This is a genomic window from Staphylococcus sp. HMSC035D11 (assembly GCF_001836075.1).
Lineage (GTDB): Bacteria > Bacillota > Bacilli > Staphylococcales > Staphylococcaceae > Staphylococcus > Staphylococcus hominis.
In genome coordinates, this window is sequence record NZ_KV827224.1 from 1 (window position 1) to 21,359 (window position 21,359).

Consider the following 21,359-nt stretch of genomic DNA (forward strand, 5'->3'; position numbering starts at 1 on the left):
ATATCCTTATTTCATAAATATTTAACTTATTATTTGTCTACCCTTTAAAAAAGCATAATAACCATTATACAGTAATGGTTATTAAATATAAATACTATATTAAAAGTTTAATATTTGTTTATATTCCTTTAATTTAAATATTCATTTACATGCGTTGCTTGTTTTTATTAACTATCATTTGTAAATAATACTTTTGAGATTCTACGTCACCAATTCTAAGTGCTTCTTTTAATTTATGATTAAGTTCTTCAATAGAATCTTCATATTTGTTTTCATTTAAAGTTGAGATATATTCTTCAATTTCTAAATCATAAGGTTCTCGATTTAATTCATAATCATCAAGTTGTATGATTGCTTCTCTAATATCTTTATCTTCAATGTATAATATTAAATCACTAATCGAATAATAATCATTTTCAGAATAATAATCGGTTAGCGCTTTAAAAATACTTTGGAAATATTTATTCGTAAAATCATTTGCTTCAAGTTGTCGATTATAATTTAGAAATACATCTTTATCCATCATAAAATGTTTTAATAAAGCTCTTTGTGCTTTTTCACTTTTGTTTAAATGTGTAAAAACAATGTTTAAATTTTGAGAATTTAAATTCGAGTTATCATTGGTATTTCCAATATAATCTTCTTCATATGAGATAAATTCAGGTTGCTGATGTACATTGGACATAATAGTATTGGCATCAATATTGAAAATGTCAGCCACGTCATTCACAATTTTATTTTTTAATATTGAAGATCTGACAAATGAAAGATCTTCAGTAATCTCTTTAAAGTGACGCTCATAAGCTAAATCATTATTTTCAATTTCATCTCGATAGAATTGAACTTTGTAAATAATAAACGATTTCTTCTCATTATTTATAAATTCTATAAATTTTTCTTTACCGAATTTAACTATATATTCATCGGGATCCATGTTTTTTGGTAATTGTACTACAAATACATTCAATCCATGTTTAAGTAAATGTTCTCCAGTTTTTAAAATGGCCTCTTGACCAGCAAAGTCTCCATCAAACATTAAAGTTATATTAGAAGTTAATTTTTTTAAAACTGTAATGTGATCTTCTGATAATGCTGTACCCATACTCGCTACTACTGTTTTTAATCCAGCGTAATCAGCTTTAATTACATCCATGAATCCTTCTAACAACATTACTTCATCATTTTTTCTAATTGACTTTCTTGCGCTATCAAGATTATAAAGTAATCGTCTCTTTTGAAAAATCGGTGTCTCAGGACTATTTAAATACTTAGGTTCTTGATTGTTATAAGTTCTACCAGAAAAACCGACAATTCTTCCTTGAGCGTTTTTTAAAGGAAACATAATGCGATCTCTAAAACGATCGTAGTAACTAAAATTTTCTTCGTTACGTGATAACAAACCAGCTTCATAAGCTAGTTCTATGTCATATCCTTTTTGTTGTAAAAAGTCATGACAAAAGTGAGCGTTATTAGGGGCATACCCAATTCCACGAGATTTTATTAATTCTTCGGTGAAACCACGATTTACGAGATAATTTAAAGCTTCTTCACCTTCTACTGATTTCATTAATGCATACATATAATATTCATTAATTAATTCATGCATTTCAATCATTTTTAAGTCTTCAGATGCTATTTGCGTTGTAGATGGATTAGAATGACCAATATCTACTTTTATATTAACGCGTTCTCCAAGTTCTTGTACTGCTTCTACGAATGAAATGTCCTTAATGTCTTGAATAAATTGAAAAACATTTCCACCTTTTTTACAACCAAAGCAATGGCATATTTGTTTATCTTCAGAAACTGTAAACGAAGGTGTTTTTTCATCATGAAAAGGACACAAACCAATGTAATTGCGTCCTCTTTTTTCTAATTTCACATATTCACTTACTAAATCTAAAATATCTGTTTTTTCCTTTATTTCGTTGATTACAGACTGTTCTATACGCAATATATATCACCTATTAAATAGTAGTCATAGTATTATACACTTTTATAGAAGGTTTTTAAATATTTATGCTTTACTTTCAATGATTTGTATAACATCATTTGCTGTTTCTTCAATAGCCTTATCAGATACATCAATAACAGGACATCCTATTTTTTCGACAATTTTTTCAAAATATTGAAGTTCTTCTTTAATTCTATCTTCAGTCGCATATCTAGCATGTTCACCTAATCCTAATTGTTTAAGTCGTTGTTTTCTTATTAAATTAAGTTTATCTTCACTAATCTTTAATGCTATACATTTATTTGGATTAATTTTAAACAATTCGTCTGGTGGCGTTACCTCTGGAACTAGAGGAATGTTCATTACTTTATAGCTTTTGTGCGCTAAATACTGAGATAGAGGTGTCTTAGAAGTTCTTGAAATGCCAATTAAAACAATATCTGCCTTAGGTAATCCTTTCGCATCTTTACCATCATCATATTTTACCGCAAATTCAATTGCATCTATTTTTTTGAAATAGGCATCGTCTAATTTATGAACTCTGCCCGGCTGATTATACGGCTCCTCATCGTGCGTTTGATTAAGTAGTGTCATTAGAGGACCCATTATATCAACAGCTTTTAAGGAGAAAGCGTCTACTTTTTTCTTCATATATGCTTTGATTTCTGGTTCTACTAACGTATATACAATAATTGCATTTTTATCTATAGCGACCTGTATAACTTCATCTATATCCTTAAAGGTTTCTATATAAGGATATCTCAAAAAACCATGTTTACAAGCTTTAGGATTAAATTGAGAGACGCAAGCACTAGCAACCAACTCAGCTGTATCTCCTATTGAATCAGATGCAATGATTATCTTTATATTTTCCATTGTTTATCACCTATTCTTTAAATAATGAAACAAATAACTTTGTTATTGTTGTTTTAGATATTCTACCTACAACTTTATATTTACTATTTTCTTTTTTTCTAACAACGGGAATTGAATCAATTTCCTTATCTATCATTTGACTTGCTGCATATATGACGAGGTCTTCTTCTTCTAAATAAACAATATTAGGCATACGTGACATGATGACACTTATAGGCATGGTATGAATATCTTGACCAATCATAGAGGCACGTAACAAATCTTTTCGCGAGCTCACACCAATCAATTCATCTTTTTGATTAGTAATAAATAATGTTCCTGTATCTTCTAAAAATATAGTACATATAGCATCATAGATTGTCATATTTTCTTTAACGATAACAGGTAGAGACATATGATCTTTTATTATATATTGACGTAAATGATCACTGACTAATTTATTCTTAGATTTACCTGAATAATAATAACCCACACGTGGTCTAGCTTCGATAAAACCAGACATAGTTAAAATAGCTAAATCAGGACGTAAAGTAGCACGAGTTAAATTAAGTTTATCTGCTATATGCTCACCTGTTATCGGGCCACCATCTTTAACTATTTCAATTATTTGTTCTTGTCTTTTACTTAATTCTATAGGTCTTCACCCCTTTTAATTTCATTTTTATTATACCTATTTATATATATACCTACAAATACATATAAATCCTTGCTATTAAATTTTCTATGAATTAAAATATGATTAAGCGAGTTAAGGTCGGTGGAAGCTTAACATTTCAAAAATTGGCTTATCAATATCATTACATAAAAGCGAGTGTCTACACTAATTTGGGTGGAACCGCGGGTTATTTTGTTAACACTATATATTTATATAGATGAATTATTAACTCGTCCCAAGATAATAATAAGTATTGTTTTATATTTATTTATTGTCTTGGGACGTTTTTATTTTAAAAGGAGAGATAATATGGTTAAAGATATGGATACTATTGTATCACTAGCTAAGCATAGAGGATTTGTATTCCCAGGTAGTGATATTTACGGTGGTTTATCTAATACATGGGATTATGGTCCATTAGGTGTTGAATTAAAAAATAATATTAAAAAAGCATGGTGGCAAAAATTCATTACTCAATCACCATACAATGTTGGGATTGATGCTGCCATTTTAATGAATCCAAAAACTTGGGAAGCATCTGGTCATTTAGGTAATTTTAACGACCCAATGATTGATAATAAAGATAGTAAAATTCGCTATCGTGCAGATAAATTAATCGAAGACTATATGCAAAATGAAAAAGGTGACGAAAATTTCATTGCTGATGGCTTAAGTTTTGAGGAAATGAAACGTATTATCGATGATGAAGGCATTGTGTGTCCTGTAAGTGGTACTGCTAATTGGACAGATATTCGTCAATTTAACTTAATGTTTAAAACATTCCAAGGTGTTACTGAGGATTCTACTAATGAACTATTTTTACGTCCAGAAACTGCTCAAGGTATTTTCGTAAACTATAAAAATGTTCAACGTTCAATGCGTAAAAAATTACCATTTGGTATTGGTCAAATCGGTAAATCATTCCGTAATGAAATCACGCCTGGTAACTTTATTTTTAGAACAAGAGAATTTGAACAAATGGAATTAGAATTCTTCTGTAAACCTGGTGAAGAAATTGAATGGCAAAATTACTGGAAAACATTTGCAAGTCAATGGTTAAAAGATTTAAACATCAATGAAGAAAATATGAGATTACGTGATCATGATGAAGAAGAATTATCTCACTATTCTAATGCGACTACAGATATTGAATATAAATTCCCATTTGGTTGGGGCGAATTATGGGGTATTGCAAGCCGTACTGATTTTGACTTGAAAAAGCACAGTGAACATTCTGGTGAAGATTTCAGATATCATGATCCAGAAACAAATGAGAAATATATTCCATATTGTATTGAACCTTCTTTAGGGGCAGATCGTGTTACATTAGCTTTCTTATGCGATGCTTATGATGAAGAAGGCGTTGAAGGTAGTAAAGATGCTCGTACAGTAATGCATTTCCACCCTGCTTTAGCGCCATATAAAGCTGCTGTTTTACCATTAAGTAAAAAATTATCTGAAGAAGCAATTAAAATCTTTGAACAATTAAGTGCTAAGTTTTCTGTTGATTTTGATGAATCACAATCAATTGGTAAGCGTTATCGTCGTCAAGATGAGATCGGTACTCCTTACTGTATTACATTTGATTTTGATTCATTAGAAGATAATCAAGTTACAGTACGTGATAGAGATTCTATGGAACAAGTTCGTATGCCAATCTCAGAATTAGAAACATTCTTAGCTGAAAAAGTTAAGTTTTAATATAACAAGAACCCACTTATTACTTGCTATGAGTAATAAGTGGGTTCTTTTAATTAATTTAAACATTTTATATTATTCTAATCGCTTAAGTTGATTAATTAATTTTTGACCTTTAAAGTACATGCCAGCATATTCTCTATACAGCATTATCATTAATTCTGACATTTCATCTAATAAAGCTTGGTTAATATTAAAATGATTCATTTTATCAATTGGCAACTTTTGTAAAATATCCAATAAATAAAATGTTTTATTGGATAGCTTTAATGCATAAGGATCATTATTTAATACAGTTTCTGAGATTGTTCCATCATATTTAAAACTGTAAGCAATAAGCTTAGATTGATCAGTATCACCAGTAATTGCACAATAATCGAAAAATGCGCCAAAACCAAATTTATTCATACATTTCAATAATACGATAATCGACATTAATTGAGCAGAATTACCTTCTGAAATTTTATTGAGTACAAATTCTAATAACTTATAATGATATAAAGAAACTTCATCTGGTTCTAATGATCGATCTATTGCTTCGACGCATAAAGTCGCATAACTACTATCAAAAATATCTAATCGTAATTGATAATATTGGTTTATGACATCAATAGAACTGAGCGTTCCCATACCTTTCCATTTATTATAAATAAATAAGCCATACACAAAGAGTTGTGTATGAGCTTGCAAGCCGGTTTTAGATTTCTTAGCACGTCTTACCATAATAGGAATTTTAGCACCATGCTCGTTTAATATTGTAATAATTTTATCGGATTCACCATAATCTACTGATTTTATGATAATTCCTTTTTGTTTTTCTAACAATGCATCTCACCGGCTTTCCTATTAATTTAAACGTTAATCTTGATCTTCAACATATCCCATTTGACGAATAAAATTTACTTTATTTCTCCAATCTTTCTGAACTTTTACCCATAATTCGAGGTAAACTTTTGATCCGAGAAGCATTTCAATATCACGTCGAGCTCTTTTACCAACTTCTTTAAGTTTTTTCCCACCTTTACCTATAACAATTCCTTTTTGAGAATCACGTTCAACAAAAATAGTTGCTTCAATTCTTACTCTCTCTTCACTTTCCTTAATCATTCTATCTACATTTACCCCTATTGCATGGGGGATTTCTTCACTTGTTAGATGTAAGATTTTTTCTCTAATAATCTCGCCTACTACAAATTGTTCTGGATGATCCGATATTTGATCATCAGGGTAATATTTTGGACCTTCAGGTAAATAATCTTTAAGTACATCGATAAAGTGATCGACATTCAATCCTTCAAGTGCCGAAATGGGCACAATTTCAGTAAAATCCATATAGGTTTTATATTTTTCAATCTTAGGCATAAGTGCATCTGGATGAACTAAATCAATTTTATTTAACACTAGAAATACTGGTGTTTTAACATTTTTTAGCATTTCCATTATATATTCGTCACCACGACCAATATCTTCATTTACATTTACCATAAACATAATAGCATCAATTTCTGATAGTGTATTTTTAGCTACACGCATCATATAATCTCCTAATTTATGCTTAGGTTTATGAATACCTGGTGTATCTAAGAAAATGATTTGAGCATCTTCTCTTGTCATTACTCCCTGAATTTTATTTCTTGTTGTTTGAGCTTTATCTGACATAATTGCAATTTTATGTCCAATGACTCTATTCATAAACGTGGATTTTCCCACATTCGGTCTCCCTATAATAGATACAAATCCTGATTTGTGTTCTGTCATTTATTCTAAATCCTTTCCCGAAAAGCCGTGAGGTAATAGTTCTGCTACAGTTGATTTAATCATCTCACCTTTATGATTTGTCATATACACAGGCATGTCGTCATCACAGAGTTCTTTTAATACTTGACGACATGTTCCACAAGGTGATGACGGATGTTCAGCGTCAACGGTAACTGTTATTGATTCAAAATCTCCTGGTCGATAGCCTTCTGAAATTGCAGCTACTAAACTAGATCGTTCTGCGCAAATCGTTGCTGGATAAGCTGCATTTTCAACATTTGCTCCATAAAAATGGCGACCGTCTTTTGTTTTTAAATATGCACCTACTTTAAAATGACTATACGGTACATAAGCACGTTGTTGAGCTTTTCTAACTTCTTGAAAATAATGTGATTGATAACTCATTGTATTGTCCCCTTTAAAAAAAGATGTGAGGTATAAAAATCATTAAACCCATAATTAGTGCAAAGATTGAAACAACCATAACACTAAAGGCGGCAATATCTTTAGCTTGTTTAGCTAATTCGTGATAGTCAGAAGTAACTAAATCTACGACGCATTCTATAGCTGTATTCACAGCTTCAAGCGTAAGTACCAAAGTGATGCTTAACAAAATAAACAACCATTCTACAGTTGAAAGTCTTACGATAATTCCTAAAATGATAGCTATGAATGCGAATATTAAGTGTATTAGATAATTGTGATCTTTTTGAAGAAGTGTTTTTAAACCATCAAAAGTGTATTTAAATCGTTTTAAAAATTTAATCTCTAGTCAATCCATATGCGTTTAAAATTTCTTTTTGGCGTCCAAACATTTCTTTTTCATCTTCTTCATTCATATGATCATATCCTAATAAGTGTAAAAAACCATGTAAAGCTAAAAAACCAAGTTCTCTTTCAAATGAATGATTATAAGATTCAGCTTGTTCCTTAGCTACATCAGTACAAATAATAATGTCTCCTAACACTCTAGGAATATCTAAACCAATAATATCTGGTTCATCTTCTTCAAGTGCAAAAGAAATAACATCAGTCACTCTATCTTTATCTCGATAATTTTTATTTATTTCTTGAATTTCATCTTTATCTACAAAAGTAACTGACAATTCAGCATCTTCATGAATGTTTTCTTTTTCTTTAGCAAAGTTAATTAAGTCTTCGATTTGATGATACCATTCATCTTTAACTAAGTTTGTATGATCATTGAAATCAATCGTAAACATTTAATTGTCTCCTTCATAACGTTCGATAATTTTACTTACTAATGGGTGTCGTACTACATCACTTTGATCTAGTTCCATAATATTTATTCCTTTAACACCACGAAGGTTCTTAATAGCTTCTTTTAATCCACTTTTAACACCTTTTGGTAAGTCAATTTGAGTTTGGTCTCCAGTTACAACCATTTTTGAACCAAATCCTAGACGAGTTAAAAACATTTTCATTTGTGCATGTGTTGTATTTTGAGCTTCATCTAAAATGACAAATGCATCATCTAGAGTTCTACCCCTCATATACGCTAAGGGAGCAATTTCAATTGTACCTCGTTCAATAAAACGTGCTGTTTGTTCTCTACCTAGGACAGTATTTAAACCATCATAAAGAGGTCTTAAATATGGATCAACTTTTTCTTTTAAGTCTCCTGGTAAGAAACCTAATGATTCACCAGCTTCTACAGCTGGTCTTGTTAAAACAATTCTTTTTACATTTCCTTTTCTTAATTGTTTTGCAGCATAAACAACTGCAAGGAAAGTTTTACCTGTTCCAGCAGGACCTATACCAAACACTAAATCATTACGTTTCATAGCATTAATATAAAGACGTTGCCCCATTGTTTTTGCACGAATTGTTTTACCAAAGGCATCTTTAGTAATCTCTTCATCATATAAATCCAATAGATATTGAATAGTGTCATTTTTAGCCATCTTTATGGCAGCCTCAACATCTTTTAATGTAATTGAATGTCCTAACTCAATTACCTTTAATAAATTTTTAAGAACTAATTCTGCTTTTTCAACATGCTCTAATACTTGACCTTTTACTGCAATTTCTTGCCCACGAGCATGTATGATAACATCAAATGCTTCTTCAATCGATTTTAAGTGTTCATCATTATTACCAATTAAAGCTTGAGAATGGTTGATGTTATCTATTTGAATTATTCCTGGCATAAAAGCGCTCCTTTTCACATAAAACATATTCATTAATAATTAATCTTTCATATAAATTTTACTAAACAATGATAAAGTATACAAATTTAAATGTTTTGAATGAATAATTAACCTAAGATAATATATCATAATAAAAAGTACCAAGAACAATATGTGTTTTAGGCGCATCTTAACATATTAGGAGCATAAATAAAGAGACTTTCACATAGAAAGTCTCTTGTAAAGGTCAGAATGAAACAATGAATGTTGTCTTATTCTTTTATTTATAACCCCTTATAATTTTTTAGGTTTATTTAATATTTCTTGCCAAATAATTCCATCAACTATCGGATCATTGTCAAATTGAAACGTTTGATGTGTCATATTTTTCTCAATAGATTTACTATTGAGTAATTGATTCAATTTATAACGTTTCGTTTTTTCAGATAAGTACTTATCATTAATAATTTCTTTAGCTTTCTTTTCAATTAAAGAAAGTTGTTTTTCTTTTTCCTTGTCAATTTCAGATCTCACATTAAATAATTCTTTTGATAGCGAGTCTTCTAACTGTTTTTTAATATCTTTTTCACTTTGAGCTCTCTCTCGTGAAGTTGAATCACTATCTTTAGAAGGCACTTTTTCGGTATGAGATTGTTTAGTTTCAAACCGTTTTAATTCTCCACGATGATGTTCAGTCTTAACTTCTTTTTTAAGATTTTTATCACTGTGAACCGTTTCTTTTGTAGAAGATGGTTTTGGTGATGATGTTTTTTTATTTTGTTCTTCTTCATCAAATTCTGATGCCATCTCATTAAAAGCTTCTTCAATCTGTTCAAAAATACCTTTTTTTCTTGGTGTGTTTTGCGTAGGTCTTTGTGTATTTTTTGGTGGAGGCGTTTGATTTTTTCGTTGTTCATGACTTTTATCTCTCATTGCACTAATACCAGTAACAATCACAGAAATAACGAATATAAGAATTCCAATATTCATTTAATCACCCCTCTATTTAATTTGGTGATTCATCGTCATTTTGTTCGGTACGTTTATTAATAGCGTTTCTCATACCTGTATCTGCTTCTACATTTTTTAAATTATAGTAATCTTTTACTCCAATATTACCTTTACGTAAAGCTTCAGCCATTGCTAGTGGTACTTCTGATTCAGCTTCTACTACCTTAGCACGCATTTCTTGAACACGTGCTTTCATTTCTTGTTCAGAGGCAACAGCCATAGCACGTCGTTCCTCAGCTTTAGCTTGAGCAATATTTTTATCTGCGAGTGCTTGTTCCGTTTGTAAATCAGCGCCGATATTTTTACCGATATCTACATCTGCAATATCAATTGATAAAATTTCGAATGCTGTTCCTGAATCCAATCCTTTACTTAATACTGTTTTAGAAATATTATCAGGATTTTCTAGTACTTGTGTATGATGTTCACTAGAACCAATTGTGGAAACAATACCTTCACCAACTCGTGCAATAATTGTTTCTTCTCCAGAACCACCTACAAGTCTAGAAATATTAGCTCTTACTGTAATTCTAGCTTTAGCTTTAACTTCGATACCGTTCATCGCAACACCGGCAATAAAGGGAGTTTCGATTACTTTGGGATTAACAGACATTTGAACAGCTTCTAAGACATCGCGTCCTGCTAAGTCTATTGCGGCACCTCTTTCAAAAGGTAAATTGATATCTGCACGTTGAGCTGCTATGTTGGCATCCACTACTCTATCTACATTACCACCAGCTAGATAATGAGATTCCAATTGATTTGTTGTTAAATTTAGTCCTGCTTTATGAGCTTTAATAAGAGGACCTATCACTTTACGAGGAGATACTCTACGAAGTCGCATTCCTACAAGTGTAGCAATACTAACTTTTACACCTGCAGCAATAGCGGAAATCCATAATCCGACTGGTACAAATGAAAATAATAATAATAAAGCAACTATTATAATAATCGCAATAATTATAATTCCAATATTTAACATTGACTTTACTCCTTTTATATTTTTATTTCTCTTACAACTACTCTACTACCTTCTACCTCTAAAATTTTTACTTTTTTATTTCTCAAGATAAATGTACCGTCAGAAACAGCATCAATTCTTTTGTCATCTAAAGTTATGATTCCAGCAGGTCTTAAATCAGTAGTAGTATACGCAGTTTTTCCCACTAAGTAAGAACGATCATCATGAGATCTATAACCAGCTTCTGTACTCGTTGAATCATTCAATATCACTTTATCAAAAAATGGTATTTTACGATTAAACACTTTCACCAAAATCACCCATTCTATAATAGAAAGTATTAAAGCGACAATAACATTAAAGAGCATAACTAAAATATTATCTCCTAACATAATCATACTAACAATAATAAGCACTATTCCTATAATTCCAATTACTGCTCCAACAATGAATAGTTCTATTATTACTAAGATGATACCTATGAAAAACAATAAAATTGAAATCAAATTGACATCGCCACTAATTAAAAATCCTAGAAATAGAATAAGCAATGCTAGAGAAGCTAAAATACCTAAAAGATTTATCCTTTTAGAATAAAGTTGATATAAAAAACCTAAAAAGATAATACATGTAAGAATTAATAAAACAATAGGATTAACAATGATATTTGACATATCACTCAACCAAGAATGATTCAATGAAGCAAAAGTATTCTCGATATGTATCAAATTTATACTTATCATTATCTCACCTCGCTCTCAATTAAATTATACATGAAATAAATACTATATTATAGTATTACAATGATATAAAAAAACTCTCAATTAGTTAAACTAATTGAGAGAATATATATATAATTAACATTCATGTTGAGGGAGTCAACAGAGCTATTAATTATTTGAATTTACGTTTACGTGCAGCTTCTGATTTTTTCTTACGTCTTACACTTGGTTTTTCGTAAAATTCACGTTTACGTACTTCTTGGATTGTACCACTTTTAGATACTGAACGTTTAAATCTACGTAATGCATCTTCTAGTGATTCGTTTTTACGTACTACTGTTTTAGACATCTGTATTTCCCTCCCTCCAAATATCAACGAAACTTAAAGTCAATAATTGCATAGAAATAATTAACTATGCTTTATTTAGTATAATATATGAAATAATTATGGTCAATTATAAATCTTTATAATTTCAAAAATTTATAATAATACGCCTTCTTCAGTTTTATTAGTAGCATGATTAACGATTCTAACTGCACTACCAATGTTAATTGGATAATCAGCTTTATTAATTTTAACTTTAACAATCTCACCGATTAAATCCTCACTACCCTCAAATTCAACTTTCATATAATTATCTGCGTAACCTACTAATGTATCTTTTGTTTCTCCTACTTCTTCTGGAATCACTTCTAAAACTTCATTTTCAAATTTTGATGCGTATTCTTTAGCAAGTTGATCACTTAAAGCAATAAGTTTATGTACACGTTCATTTTTAATTGACTCATCAATTTGATCATCCATACGTGCAGCAGGTGTACCAATACGTTGTGAATATGGAAAAACATGTAACTCTGAGAATTTATGTTTAACTATAAAATCATATGTTTCTTGAAATTCTTCTGCAGTTTCTCCTGGGAAACCTACTATAACATCACTTGTAACTGCTAAATCAGGTAATGCATCATGTAATTTTGTTAGTCTTTCAGAAAAATGTTCCATAGTATATTTGCGGCGCATACGTTTTAATACTGTATCTGAACCTGATTGTAATGGTACATGTAAATGTCTAACCACTTTATTAGAATTTTTTAGAACATCAATGACTTCATCAGTAAGTTGACTGGCTTCAATTGAAGAAATTCTAATTCTTTCTAAACCATCAATTTCCTCAAGATCTCTGAGTAATTGAGCTAAATTATAATTTTTTAAATCTTGACCGTATCCACCGGTATGAATACCAGTTAATACAATCTCTTTATATCCAGATTGAACTAATTGTGTTGCTTGTTCAACTACTTTTTCAGGATCTCTAGAGCGCATTAAACCACGTGCCCATGGAATAATACAAAACGTACAAAAGTTATTACAACCTTCTTGGATTTTTAGAGATGCACGAGTTCTATCCGTAAAATAAGGTACATCTAATTCTTCATATGTACGATTTTTCATAATATTTCCAACACCATTAATTGGTTGACGTTCTTCTCTAAATTGATCAATATAACTAAGTAATTTATGTCTGTCTTGAGTACCAACAACGACATCTACGCCTGGAATCTCCATAATCTCAGCAGAAGATGTTTGTGCATAACAACCTGTAACACATACTACTGCATCAGGATTACGACGTATTGCTCTTCTAATGACTTGTCTACTTTTTTTATCACCTGTATTTGTCACGGTGCAAGTATTAATGACATATACATCTGCATTAGTTTCAAAATCTACTCTTTCATAATTAGCATCTTTAAATAATTGCCATATTGCTTCAGTTTCATAATGGTTTACTTTACAACCTAAAGTATGAAACGCTACTGTTGCCATTTAATTCACCCCATTAATTCTTTCTCAAAACTTATAGCACTAAGTGCATATAGTGGCGCAGTTTCTGCTCTTAATATTCTAGGGCCTAAACCAATGTTTAAGCTTACCTCCCTAAAGAGATCGATTTCCTTATCGGAAAAACCACCTTCAGGTCCGAATATGATTAACACACGATCATTCGTTTGAAAGTTGTTTAAAATATTTTTAAATCGACTTTTTTCACCATGCTTGGCTTCGTCTTCATATGCTATTAACACATAGTCATAATTATTTATGGTATCATAAATTACTTTTAAATTCGACTGAAATTTAACATCTGGAATAACAAGTCTATAACTTTGTTCAGCAGCTTCTTTTACAATCTTTTGCCATCTATCTATTTTCTTTTGTACCTTGTTCTCTTGTAATTTAACTACAGATCGATCCATACCCACTGAAATAAAATGATTGGCACCCAATTCTGTACTTTTTTGAAGCAACCATTCATATTTATCAGCTTTTATTAAACCACTACAAATCGTTACATCAACTGGTAATTCAGTGTCGATATCTAATTGGTTTACTGGTAAAACTTCAATTTGATTAGAACTTATATGTGTGATTTCAGTAATAAATACTTTTTTATCATTAAAATTAATTATAATTTTGTTACCAATCGTATTTCTCATTACATTTTTGATATGATGTATATCTTCTTCATTGGTAATAAAAAAACGCTGATTCTCATCAGCGTTTTGATTGATAAAGTATCGTTGCAAATTATTCACTCACTTTCTGACCAACAATGCAAACCCATCCATTGTCATGATTGATTGATACAATATTAAATCCAACACGCTTCATATGCGACAGTATATCTTCATGCTTTTCTTCTATAATACCTGAAGTTATAAAATAACCATCTTCATTTAGTGTATTATAAGCATCTTCAATCATTTCATCAATAATATGAGCTAAAATATTTGCGATAACTACATCAAATTTTTCATTTTCTTCTTTTAATAAATTACCAGGAATTGCTTCAATAGCATTTTCGCAATGATTTTTTCTAAAATTTTCCTTAGCCACACCAACAGCCATTTCGTCTATATCTAAGGCTTTAATTCTTTTAACACCTAATAAGTGACTAGCGATACTTAATATACCAGAACCTGTACCTACATCAATGACTGAAGAATCTGGTGTTACATAAGTTTCAATCGCTTTTAGACACATACTTGTTGTTGGATGATCTCCAGTACCAAAAGCCATTCCAGGATCTAATTCTATACACAATTCATCTTCTGATTCTTTTGAATAATCTTCCCAACTTGGAACAATCGTAAATCTCTCAGAAGCTCTAAAAGGATGAAAATAGTTTTTCCATTCATTAGCCCAATCTACTTCAGCAATAGTCTTTACTGAAAACTCAACTACTGAATCATCTATAAGGTCCAAATTTAATATTTCACTTTTTAATTTATTTTTAAATTGAGTGTTATATTTCAATTCGTTAAAGTATGCTTTTAATCTCACACCTTGTTCAGGGTAATCTTCTTTTTTTAATTCGTAGATTTCACCAAATTTATCAGTAGGTTGATTAATTAAATCATTTGAATCTTCTATAACTACTCCATTTGAACCATAGTTTTCTAATATGTTAGTGACTAAAGGTTCAACTTCATGATTTACAGTGACTGCAAATTCTGTCCAGTTCATGACTATTCACCTCTAAAGAATTTACGAGCTTTGTCTTTAAAATTAGCAGGTTGTTCTTCCGGATTTTCACCACTGATTTCCGCAAATTCTCTCATTAATTCTTTTTGTCTATCAGTTAGTTTATTTGGTGTGACAACTTTTATATTAACAAATAAATCACCATGTCCATATCCATGAACATTTTTAACGCCTTTCTCTTTAAGACGGAATTGTTTACCAGTTTGAGTACCAGCAGGAATTGTAAGCATAACATTACTGTTTAGAGTTGGTACTTTGATTTCATCGCCAAGTGATGCTTGTGGGAAGCTAATGTTAAGTTCATAGAATAAATCATCGCCATCTCTTCTAAATTTATCAGAAGGTTTAACACGGAATACTACATAAAGATCACCATGAGGACCGCCATTTTCACCAGGTGCACCTTCACCAGCAAGACGGATTTGTTGTTCATTGTCTACACCTTCAGGTACAGTTACTTCTAATTTTACTGTTTTATTTTCAGTCCCTTTACCATGACAAGTTGGACATGGTTCTTCAAATTCTTGACCACTACCCTCACACTTAGGACAAGTTTGCTCAGTTCTTACGCGTCCTAAAATTGTATTTTGTTCAACAGATACATGTCCTGAACCATGACAATAGCTACATGTTTTTTTACTTGTGCCTGGTTTAGCACCATCACCATGACATGTATGACAGGTAACATCTTTTCGAATAGAAATTTCTTTTTTAGTACCAAAAACAGCTTCATCGAATTCTAAAGTCATAGTGTATTGTAAGTCGTCACCTTTTCTAGGTGCATTTGGATCTCTTTGACGTGAACCACCAAAGAATGAGCTAAATATATCTTCAAAGCCTCCACCGAAGCCACTGAAGTCTTGTCCACCAAATCCTTGACTACCAAATCCACCTTGGGCACCGCTATGTCCAAATTGATCATAATTTGCACGTTTATTGTCATCACTTAGAACTTCGTATGCTTCAGAAATTTCTTTAAACTTTTCATCGGCGCCTTCTTCTTTATTGATGTCCGGATGATATTTTTTTGATAATTTACGATATGCTTTTTTTATTTCATCTTTTGAAGCATCTTTACTTACGCCAAGAACTTCATAATAATCTCTTTTAGCCACAAGTATCTCTCCCTTTCTAAATTTTATAATTTAAACACATACTCAAGTATCTTAACTATAAAAGAAAAAGTCAAAGCCAATGTTCAATTGACTTTGACTTTTTGGCTTACATTTATAAATGTTTACATAGTAAACGTTATAAACGATTAGCTTTATTTTTTATCTTCGTCGTCTTTAACTTCTTTGAACTCAGCGTCTTCAACATTGCTATCATTTGATTGTTGTGAACTACCTTGTGCTTGTTGTTGAGCTTGTTGAGCTTGTTGATATACTTTAGCAGATAATTCTTGAATTACTTGTTCTAATTCTTCTTTTTTAGCTTTAATATCATCTAAATCTTGACCTTCTAATGCTGATTTAAGTGCATCTTTTTTGCTTTCAGCATTTGATTTGTCTTCTTCACTGATATTTTCACCTAAGTCTTTAATTGTTTTTTCAACTTGGAATACTAAGCTATCTGCTTCGTTTCTTAAGTCTACTTCTTCACGACGTTGTTTATCTGCTTCAGCATTTTCTTCAGCATCTTTAACCATACGATCAATTTCTTCATCAGATAATGCAGAACTTGATTGAATAGTGATATTTTGTTCTTTATTTGTACCTAAGTCTTTTGCAGTAACGTTTACGATACCGTTTTTATCAATATCAAATGTTACTTCAATTTGAGGTACACCACGTGGAGCTGGTGGAATATCAGTTAATTGGAATCTACCTAATGTTTTATTATCTGAAGCCATTGGACGTTCACCTTGTAATACGTGAATGTCTACAGCTGGTTGATTGTCAGCTGCTGTTGAATATACTTGAGATTTTGATGTTGGAATTGTTGTATTACGTTCAATTAACGTATTCATACGACCACCCATAATTTCGATACCTAATGATAATGGAGTTACGTCTAATAATACAACGTCTTTAACATCACCAGTAATTACGCCACCTTGGATAGCAGCACCCATTGCAACAACTTCATCTGGGTTTACACCTTTATGAGGTTCTTTACCAATTTCTTTTTTAACTGCTTCTTGTACTGCAGGAATACGAGTTGAACCACCAACTAGGATAACTTCATCAATTTCAGAAGTAGATAAGCCAGCATCTTTAAGTGCTTGACGAGTTGGTTCCATTGTTCTTCTGATTAATGAATCAGCTAATTCTTCAAATTTAGAACGAGTTAAGTTGATTTCTAAGTGTAATGGACCATTTTCTCCAGCTGAAATGAATGGTAATGAGATTTGTGTTTGAGATACACCAGATAAATCTTTTTTAGCTTTTTCTGCAGCGTCTTTAAGACGTTGTAACGCCATTTTATCTTGTGATAAGTCAACACCATTTTCTTTTTTGAATTCTGATACTAAATAGTCGATGATTACTTGGTCAAAGTCGTCCCCTCCAAGTTTGTTATCCCCTGCAGTTGATAATACTTCGAATACACCATCGCCTAATTCAAGAATAGAAACGTCGAAAGTACCGCCGCCTAAGTCAAATACTAAAACTTTTTGATCTTGTTCAGTTTTATCTAAACCATAAGCTAATGCTGCAGCTGTTGGTTCGTTAATGATACGTTCTACTTCTAAACCAGCAATTTTACCAGCATCTTTAGTAGCTTGACGTTCAGCATCATTGAAATAAGCAGGTACAGTAATTACTGCTTTATCCACTTTATCTCCTAAATAACTTTCAGCAGTGTTTTTTAAATTTTGTAAAATCATTGCTGAAAGTTCTTGTGGTGTATATGATTTGCCGTCAATATCTACTTTATAATCTGTACCCATATGACGTTTAATTGATTGTACAGTATTTGGGTTTGTAATTGCTTGACGTTTAGCAACTTCACCTACTTGAGTTTCTCCATTTTTAAATGCCACAACTGATGGAGTTGTTCTAGCACCTTCAGGATTTTGAATTACTTTAGGTTCGTCTCCTTCTAATACAGATACGCAAGAATTTGTAGTACCTAAGTCAATACCTATTACTTTACTCATAATAAAATTCCTCCAATTTTAAAAATTTTTCAAATTTAAATCTTATTGATTAACTTTGACCATAGATGGTCTTAAAACTCTATCTTTTAATTTATACCCTTTTTGTAATTCTTGAGTGATTTCACCAGAATTGAAATCAGGATTGTCATCTTGAACAACAGCTTGATGGAAGTTTGGATCGAATTCTTGACCTTCAGATTCAATTTCTTCTAAGCCATTGTCTTTTAATGCTCTTAATAAGCTTTCATGAATCATTTGAACGCCTTTTTTGAGAGATTTAAATGATTCGTCATCACCCTCAATTTGAAGTGCACGTTCAATGTTATCGATAGTAGGTAAAATATCAGTAAGCACGGGTTGAGCTTGATATTTTTTATTTGTTTCATTTTCATTTCGAATTCGACGCTTATAATTTTCGAATTCAGCATATAATCTTAAATATTTTTCTTCATTTTCATTTGCTTTTAATTGTAATTGTTGAATTTCTTCGTCTTTAGATTGATCATTTTTATCTTCATTATCATGTTCAGATGTAGATTCATTATTTAATTCTTCTTCAGAAGGATTATTTTCTACATCATTTGAAGACGACGCTTCGTTTTTAACGTTTTCATTTTCTTCAGTATGTTCAGTGTTATTTTTCACTGATTCGTCTTTTTCTGTCATTTTATGCCCTCCAATATAATTACAATTAGATTCACCATATTTGATTAAGTAATTGAATCACATTTTGATAATGCATCGCAGTTGGTCCGATAACCGCAATTTGTCCTTTTAGTGCATCATCAAAATGGTACTGGCTCGTTATAATTGAAATATCACTTAACCCTTCATCTATTTCGTGGCCAATTTTAACATTAATTTCAGAAGTGGAAATATCTTCTAGTAACTCGATAATTTTTTCTGATTCTAGATATTGTAAAATTGGCTGAATAGAAGAAACATTGGTTTCGTTCAGTGCATCAATAAGTTTAACCTTTCCACCCATAAAAATGCTATTACTTTGTTTATGGAGATGAGAAGTTAGCATGATAGTTAATTCATTTATAAAGGATTGTTCCGCAATAGAATTTGTAAATTGTTTTAATTTCTTATTAAAATCAAATTGACTTTTATAATAATTATCAGTCAGAAAATTTGAAATCCTTGTTAACCTTTCATCGTCAAACTCCATTGATTCACTTAAATGTAAATGTTCTACATGTCCAGAATTATAGATGATGACCATTATAATTATAGACGAATTTGCACGAATCAAATGAACATTATTTATAATATCTATTTTGTGATTAGGTCGAACAACCAACGTTGCATATTGAGATTTTATTGATAATTCATCAGCAAAATAACTAAGGGCTGAAGAAATATCATAATGATTCTCAATCAAAAGTTGATTTAAACGTTGAACTTTATTTTGTTTTTGATGAGATGTTTGTTTTAACAATTGATTGACGTATAATCTAAAACCTTGTTCAGAAGGTGCACGCCCTGAAGATGAATGTATTTTTTCTAAAAAATTCAACTCTTCCAAATACTTCATTTCATTTCTAATAGTAGCTGGGCTTACATTTAAGTTATGTCTATCAATTAAGGTTTTAGAACCTATCGGTTGTCCTAAATCAACATAATCTTCAACAATTGCATTTAAAATGCTTAATTGCCTATTTGTAATCATGTCTTCACCTCATTAGCACTCCTTTGTCTCAAGTGCTAATTATAATTTAACAAATTGGTCAAAGTAAGTCAACGTTAAAGCTCTTATTTTTCAAAAAAATTTATTAATTTAATAGAAATGCTTCAAAAACTTCATTTCCAATGATTTTTCCCCTATTGGTCAATGAAATATGGTTATCTCTTTCATAAAGTAAATTTTTCTTTTTCAGATTATTTATTGTCTCACCAAATACTTTATCCATTGAGGTACCAAATTTTGAAAGAAATTTAACTTTATCGACACCTTTATTCATTCTTAATCCTAAAAACATTTCTTCTTCCATTCTTTCTGATTGAGTAGGAAAATTGGAAGTTAAAATAGGACGTTGATGATTATTAATAGCATTGATGTAATGATTAACAGGATTGAGATTCGAATAGCGTTCCCCATTTACATATCCACTTGCGCCTGCTCCAAAACCATAATATTCTTCATTTAGCCAGTAAGTCTTATTATGCCTTGATTCATGATGAGACTTAGCGAAATTTGAGATTTCATATTGTTTAAATGAGGTTTCTCCTAAAACATTCATTAAATATTGGTACATTTCAGCTCCTAGATCTTCGTTTGGCAATTTTAATTTGCCTTTTCGATACATATTATAAAATTGAGTTTTAGGTTCTAAAATTAATCCATAACTTGAAATATGATCTATATCCATTTGCATTGCTCTATTAAGACTATCTGAAAAATCTTCTAATGTTTGAGTTGGTAAATGATACATTAGGTCTAAACTAATCGATTCAATATTTGCTTTTCTAGCATACTCTACAGCATTATATATATCTTGAGTTTTATGTGTTCTACCTAGAATTTTTAGTAATTCTGGTTTAAATGTTTGTACGCCCATAGAAATTCTATTTACACCATATGAGTGTAGTAATTTCACTTTATCTAAGGTTAATTCATCGGGATTTGCTTCAAATGTATATTCACCTTTAATTGAAAAAGTTGACTGTATTGCTTTTAAAAGTCTTTCAAGTTGCTTGAGATTTAAAGCTGTAGGCGTACCTCCTCCAACGTACATTGTTTCAAGATTTCTAATTTCACTTATTTTCATTTCTTTAATTAATGCAGAAATATACTCATCTACTGGTTGTTTGTTAATAAAGTACTTATTAAAATCACAATATGTACAAATCCTAACGCAAAAAGGTATATGAATATATGCACTTTTTATTGACATCGTTACACCCTCATTTTTAAATTTTTAAAA

General features: G+C 30.8%; 22 protein-coding genes. 1 reads left to right on the forward strand and 21 read right to left on the reverse strand.

Annotation, left to right across the window (positions count from 1 at the left end; translation table 11 throughout):
- Window positions 1–145: 145 nt before the first annotated feature.
- The 3 genes from dnaG to HMPREF2647_RS01520 form a co-directional block, all read right to left on the reverse strand.
- Window positions 146–1,954, reverse strand: a complete 1,809-nt coding sequence (gene dnaG / locus HMPREF2647_RS01510; RefSeq protein WP_049414923.1) for a DNA primase — start codon at window positions 1,952–1,954, stop codon at window positions 146–148.
- A gap of 63 nt (window positions 1,955–2,017) precedes the next feature.
- Window positions 2,018–2,830, reverse strand: a complete 813-nt coding sequence (locus HMPREF2647_RS01515; protein WP_049414926.1) for a pyruvate, water dikinase regulatory protein — start codon at window positions 2,828–2,830, stop codon at window positions 2,018–2,020.
- Window positions 2,831–2,840: 10 nt separating this feature from the next.
- Entirely contained in the window at window positions 2,841–3,464 is a 624-nt protein-coding gene (locus HMPREF2647_RS01520; protein WP_080983419.1) for a transcriptional regulator CcpN, read from the reverse strand.
- A 330-nt stretch (window positions 3,465–3,794) separates the two neighbouring features.
- Between HMPREF2647_RS01520 and HMPREF2647_RS01525 the strand changes: the two genes are divergently transcribed.
- Window positions 3,795–5,186, forward strand: coding sequence for a glycine--tRNA ligase (locus tag HMPREF2647_RS01525; protein WP_049414930.1), 1,392 nt, complete (start codon window positions 3,795–3,797; stop codon window positions 5,184–5,186).
- A 72-nt stretch (window positions 5,187–5,258) separates the two neighbouring features.
- On the opposite strand, the gene recO is transcribed toward HMPREF2647_RS01525, so the two are convergent.
- From recO to hemW, 18 genes are all read right to left on the reverse strand, one after another.
- The gene (gene recO, locus HMPREF2647_RS01530; RefSeq protein WP_049414932.1) at window positions 5,259–6,008 is read right to left on the reverse strand and encodes a DNA repair protein RecO; all 750 of its coding nucleotides are present in this window, start codon (window positions 6,006–6,008) and stop codon (window positions 5,259–5,261) included.
- 33 nt (window positions 6,009–6,041) lie between these two features.
- The gene (gene era / locus HMPREF2647_RS01535) at window positions 6,042–6,941 is read right to left on the reverse strand and encodes a GTPase Era (RefSeq protein ID WP_002449851.1); all 900 of its coding nucleotides are present in this window, start codon (window positions 6,939–6,941) and stop codon (window positions 6,042–6,044) included.
- The gene (gene cdd, locus HMPREF2647_RS01540; RefSeq protein ID WP_002455278.1) at window positions 6,942–7,346 is read right to left on the reverse strand and encodes a cytidine deaminase; all 405 of its coding nucleotides are present in this window, start codon (window positions 7,344–7,346) and stop codon (window positions 6,942–6,944) included. It abuts the gene before it with no gap.
- A gap of 13 nt (window positions 7,347–7,359) precedes the next feature.
- Window positions 7,360–7,707, reverse strand: coding sequence for a diacylglycerol kinase family protein (locus HMPREF2647_RS01545; RefSeq protein ID WP_029376821.1), 348 nt, complete (start codon window positions 7,705–7,707; stop codon window positions 7,360–7,362).
- The gene (ybeY, locus tag HMPREF2647_RS01550; protein WP_017176216.1) at window positions 7,703–8,164 is read right to left on the reverse strand and encodes an rRNA maturation RNase YbeY; all 462 of its coding nucleotides are present in this window, start codon (window positions 8,162–8,164) and stop codon (window positions 7,703–7,705) included. Before ybeY ends, HMPREF2647_RS01545 begins: the two co-directional genes overlap by 5 nt.
- Window positions 8,165–9,112 carry a PhoH family protein gene (locus HMPREF2647_RS01555; RefSeq protein WP_049414935.1) on the reverse strand — a complete coding sequence of 316 codons (948 nt, stop codon included), beginning with the start codon at window positions 9,110–9,112 and terminating at the stop codon, window positions 8,165–8,167. It abuts the gene before it with no gap.
- Between the two features lie 273 nt (window positions 9,113–9,385).
- Window positions 9,386–10,081, reverse strand: a complete 696-nt coding sequence (locus HMPREF2647_RS01560; RefSeq protein WP_049414937.1) for a hypothetical protein — start codon at window positions 10,079–10,081, stop codon at window positions 9,386–9,388.
- A gap of 16 nt (window positions 10,082–10,097) precedes the next feature.
- Entirely contained in the window at window positions 10,098–11,084 is a 987-nt protein-coding gene (gene floA / locus HMPREF2647_RS01565; protein ID WP_017176214.1) for a flotillin-like protein FloA, read from the reverse strand.
- A 14-nt stretch (window positions 11,085–11,098) separates the two neighbouring features.
- A complete protein-coding gene (locus HMPREF2647_RS01570) occupies window positions 11,099–11,806 on the reverse strand; it encodes an NfeD family protein (protein ID WP_049419722.1) in 708 nt (235 codons plus the stop codon).
- A 151-nt stretch (window positions 11,807–11,957) separates the two neighbouring features.
- The gene (gene rpsU, locus HMPREF2647_RS01575; protein ID WP_002449867.1) at window positions 11,958–12,134 is read right to left on the reverse strand and encodes a 30S ribosomal protein S21; all 177 of its coding nucleotides are present in this window, start codon (window positions 12,132–12,134) and stop codon (window positions 11,958–11,960) included.
- 132 nt (window positions 12,135–12,266) lie between these two features.
- Window positions 12,267–13,613 carry a tRNA (N(6)-L-threonylcarbamoyladenosine(37)-C(2))-methylthiotransferase MtaB gene (gene mtaB, locus HMPREF2647_RS01580; RefSeq protein WP_017176212.1) on the reverse strand — a complete coding sequence of 449 codons (1,347 nt, stop codon included), beginning with the start codon at window positions 13,611–13,613 and terminating at the stop codon, window positions 12,267–12,269.
- 5 nt (window positions 13,614–13,618) lie between these two features.
- Window positions 13,619–14,371 (reverse strand): 16S rRNA (uracil(1498)-N(3))-methyltransferase, encoded by a 753-nt coding sequence (locus HMPREF2647_RS01585; RefSeq protein WP_049419721.1) that lies wholly within the window; start codon window positions 14,369–14,371, stop codon window positions 13,619–13,621.
- 1 nt (window position 14,372) lies between these two features.
- A complete protein-coding gene (gene prmA / locus HMPREF2647_RS01590) occupies window positions 14,373–15,311 on the reverse strand; it encodes a 50S ribosomal protein L11 methyltransferase (RefSeq protein ID WP_049419720.1) in 939 nt (312 codons plus the stop codon).
- A gap of 2 nt (window positions 15,312–15,313) precedes the next feature.
- On the reverse strand, window positions 15,314–16,444 hold the full coding sequence (dnaJ, locus tag HMPREF2647_RS01595; RefSeq protein ID WP_049336072.1) for a molecular chaperone DnaJ: 1,131 nt from the start codon (window positions 16,442–16,444) through the stop codon (window positions 15,314–15,316).
- Between the two features lie 152 nt (window positions 16,445–16,596).
- Entirely contained in the window at window positions 16,597–18,429 is a 1,833-nt protein-coding gene (dnaK, locus tag HMPREF2647_RS01600; protein ID WP_017176208.1) for a molecular chaperone DnaK, read from the reverse strand.
- 42 nt (window positions 18,430–18,471) lie between these two features.
- Window positions 18,472–19,095 carry a nucleotide exchange factor GrpE gene (grpE, locus tag HMPREF2647_RS01605; protein ID WP_019834861.1) on the reverse strand — a complete coding sequence of 208 codons (624 nt, stop codon included), beginning with the start codon at window positions 19,093–19,095 and terminating at the stop codon, window positions 18,472–18,474.
- A 31-nt stretch (window positions 19,096–19,126) separates the two neighbouring features.
- Window positions 19,127–20,104 carry a heat-inducible transcriptional repressor HrcA gene (hrcA, locus tag HMPREF2647_RS01610; protein ID WP_019834860.1) on the reverse strand — a complete coding sequence of 326 codons (978 nt, stop codon included), beginning with the start codon at window positions 20,102–20,104 and terminating at the stop codon, window positions 19,127–19,129.
- A gap of 103 nt (window positions 20,105–20,207) precedes the next feature.
- The gene (hemW, locus tag HMPREF2647_RS01615; protein ID WP_019834859.1) at window positions 20,208–21,329 is read right to left on the reverse strand and encodes a radical SAM family heme chaperone HemW; all 1,122 of its coding nucleotides are present in this window, start codon (window positions 21,327–21,329) and stop codon (window positions 20,208–20,210) included.
- Window positions 21,330–21,359 lie beyond the last annotated feature (30 nt).